We start from the raw sequence: 2,635 nt of genomic DNA on the forward strand, positions 1-2,635 counted from the left end.
AATAATCAGGATCCTGGTGGACGGGCTGATCGAAGATCGTCTCCACCCAGGGCAGCCGCGCGGCGTAGTTGACCTGGATCTGCGGGGCAAGATCGGAGCGGTCGTCGAAGGCACCGATAGCGATCTCAAGTCCACCGGGCTGCCGGTAGGTCAGCGGCGTCCCGCAGCGGGCGCAGAAACCACGATCGATGTTGACCGACGACTGGAAATAGCTCGGCTCTTCATGGGTCCATTCGACGCCGTCCCTGGGCACCGTGACCAGTGCACCGAAGAACGAGCCGAACTGCTTCTGGCACATGCGGCAATGGCAGATCGATGGACGGCCGAGCGCTCCATGAATGCGGAAACGCACGGCGCCACACTGGCAGCCGCCGGTTCTTACCTGATCGGTCATGATCTTTCCTTTGGCGGCCATTGTTCGGTGTCGTGGTCCGGATGCTGATAGGAGACGAGATCCGCCAGATAAGAGGCCGACGACACGTCGGCCATCGTCTCCTCGCCCGGCAATTGCGGGATCGTATCGACATAAGGCAGCTTTGCCTCGGTGCCCCATTGGATCAGCGGCACGATCTCCGCCGGATTGTCGAACGCGCCGATGGCGAGGCCAACGCCGTCCGGCGCGGTGAAGGTCAGCGGCGTGCCGCAATCGGCGCAAAAACCGCGATCGACATGGTTGGAGGAGCGGAAGTATTTCGGCTCGCCGCGCGTCCAGTCGAGCCGGGCGCCACGCACCGAAACCAGCGGCGCATAGAACGAGCCGAACGCCTTCTGGCACATGCGGCAATGGCAGACCGAAGCGTCGCCGAGCGCGCCTTCAACGCGAAAGCGCACCGCGCCGCACTGGCAGCCGCCGGTGTAGACCGGCCGGTTGTCGAGGCTCATCACCGCTCACTCCGGGACATGGCAGACGGCCTCGACATTGTTGCCGTCGGGATCGAAGACGAAGGCGCCATAGTAGCTCGGGTGATAATGCGGCCGCAGGCCTGGCCCGCCATTGTCCTTGCCACCGGCGGCAAGGGCTGCGGCATGGAAGGCATCGACCTCGGCGCGGCTGCGCGCCGTGAAGGCGACGTGCTGGTGATCCCTGGGCTTGTCCTTGCCGGTACTCAGCCAGAACACCGGCCGGTCACGGCCATAGCCGCCGACCTTGGCACCCCCGGTATATTCCAGCGGCACCATGTAAAGCAGCGCCGCACCAAGCGGGGCCATCGCCTTGTCATAGAAAGCCTTCGAAGCGTCGAAATCGGCAACGGTGATGCCGAGATGGTCGATCATCTTTTTACCTCCCAGGTGGTGATGCGCTCGCCAGTGACCGGATCCTTGCCGTCCTTCAACTGTACACCTTGAGCCAGCAGTTCGTCGCGGATGCGGTCGGCCTCGGCCCAGTTCTTGGCGGCGATGAATGCGAGACGCTTGGCGATTGCCTTGGCGACGTGGTCTTCATCAACCGTCGCCGACGCGACATCGAAGCCGAGGAACAGCAGCGACGCCTTCAGCGCAGCCGCCGCATCGTTGCCGTCCGCTGCCTCGCCAGCCAACTGCGTCAAGACCTGGAAGGCGGCATAGGTTGCGAGATCGTCCGACAAGGCATCGATGACCTGCACGGGCAGCAGTCCTGCGGCGGCCGGCGCAAGGTCGGCCGCCCGCTTCCATTTGCGCAGCGTGTTCTCGGCCTCTTCCAGCTTGCGCACGGAAAAGTCGATCGGTTCGCGATAGTGCGTCATCAGCATTGCCAGCCGCAGCACCTCGCCCGGCCATTTGCGGCCGCCGAACGTCTCGGTCTCGAGCAGTTCGTTGATCGAATAGAAATTGCCGACGCTTTTCGACATTTTCTGACCTTCGACCTGCAGGAAGCCGTTGTGCATCCAGATGTTGGCCATCACGTCCGTGCCATGGGCGCAGCGCGACTGGGCGATCTCGTTCTCATGGTGCGGGAAGATCAGGTCGAGGCCGCCGCCATGGATGTCGAACACCTCGCCGAGATAGGCGGCCGACATTGCCGAGCATTCGATGTGCCAGCCCGGCCGACCCCTGCCCCATGGCGAGTTCCAGCCAGGCTCCTCCGGCGACGACAACTTCCACAGGACAAAATCGCCGGGATTTTTCTTGTGCGCGTCGACGGCGATGCGAGCACCGGCCTGCTGCTCGTCGAGATTGCGCTTCGACAGCTGGCCGTAGTCCGGCATCGACGCCGTATCGAACAGGACTTCGCCCGCGGCAACATAGGCATGGCCGCGTTCGATCAGGCTTTGAATCAAGGTGATCATGTCGACCTTGCCGTCGGCGCGGGGCTCGACGAATTCGGTGGCGCGCGGCTCGACCGTCGGCTCCAGGCAGCCGAGAACCGCCACGTCCCTATGGAACTGGCCGGCGGTCTTTTCGGTGACCCGCCTGATCGCCTCGTTGAGCGAAAGTGTTCCGGAAGCGATCTCGCCGCCGAAGTCGCGCAGAGCGCGCGCGTTGATCTTGTCGTCGACGTCGGTGATGTTGCGCACATAGGTGACGTGCGCCTGCCCATAGACGTGACGCAGCAAGCGGAAAAGCACGTCAAAGACGATCACCGGCCTGGCATTGCCGATATGGGCAAAGTCGTAGACGGTCGGGCCGCAGACATACATGCGCACATTGTCTGGAT

General features: G+C 63.3%; 4 protein-coding genes. All 4 read right to left on the reverse strand.

Annotated features, from left to right (window positions below; genetic code table 11):
- Window positions 1-394: GFA family protein (locus EN893_RS28315; protein ID WP_206640187.1), on the reverse strand; the 394-nt coding region annotated here is incomplete at its 3' end.
- Window positions 391-882, reverse strand: a complete 492-nt coding sequence (locus EN893_RS28320) for a GFA family protein (protein WP_127268543.1) — start codon at window positions 880-882, stop codon at window positions 391-393. The genes EN893_RS28315 and EN893_RS28320, both read right to left, overlap by 4 nt.
- Before the next feature lie 6 nt (window positions 883-888).
- Window positions 889-1,275: a VOC family protein gene (locus tag EN893_RS28325; protein WP_127268542.1), complete on the reverse strand. Its 387-nt coding sequence runs from the start codon at window positions 1,273-1,275 to the stop codon at window positions 889-891.
- A partial coding sequence (cysS, locus tag EN893_RS28330; RefSeq protein ID WP_128361963.1) for a cysteine--tRNA ligase occupies window positions 1,272-2,635 on the reverse strand: 1,364 nt, incomplete at its 5' end. The genes EN893_RS28325 and cysS, both read right to left, overlap by 4 nt.

Source organism: Mesorhizobium sp. M7A.F.Ca.CA.004.04.2.1, from assembly GCF_004022825.1.
Taxonomy (GTDB): domain Bacteria; phylum Pseudomonadota; class Alphaproteobacteria; order Rhizobiales; family Rhizobiaceae; genus Mesorhizobium.

What these genes read in the sequence shown, in the direction of transcription:
- EN893_RS28320 (WP_127268543.1), bottom strand. Translation starts at nt 882, where the DNA reads ATGAGCCTCGACAACCGGCCGGTCTACACCGGCGGCTGCCAGTGCGGC.
- EN893_RS28325 (WP_127268542.1), bottom strand. Translation starts at nt 1,275, where the DNA reads ATGATCGACCATCTCGGCATCACCGTTGCCGATTTCGACGCTTCGAAG.